Origin of the sequence: Paenibacillus camelliae (assembly GCF_023715345.1) — a bacterium.
Lineage (GTDB): Bacteria > Bacillota > Bacilli > Paenibacillales > Paenibacillaceae > Pristimantibacillus > Pristimantibacillus camelliae.
The window spans coordinates 1-236 of the sequence record NZ_JAMBNY010000103.1 but is presented as its reverse complement, the minus strand read 5'-3'; the positions used below and the strand labels follow the sequence as shown (position 1 = coordinate 236).

Here is a 236-nt window from a genome sequence, read left to right as displayed (position 1 = left end):
CAAGAAGTCAGAGCCCGTTAAATGGGTGATGGCGTGCCTTTTGTAGAATGAACCGGCGAGTTACGTTTGCATGCCAGGTTAAGTTGGAGAGACGGAGCCGTAGCGAAAGCGAGTCTGAATAGGGCGCATATAGTATGCAGACGTAGACCCGAAACCGTGTGATCTACCCCTGTCCAGGATGAAGGTGCGGTAACACGCACTGGAGGTCCGAACCCACGCACGTTGAAAAGTGCGGG

General features: G+C 53.8%; 1 rRNA gene. It reads left to right on the top strand.

Going from position 1 to position 236, the window contains the following annotated elements:
- Positions 1-236: ribosomal RNA gene (locus M3180_RS23175) — 23S ribosomal RNA — on the top strand; the annotation flags it as partial.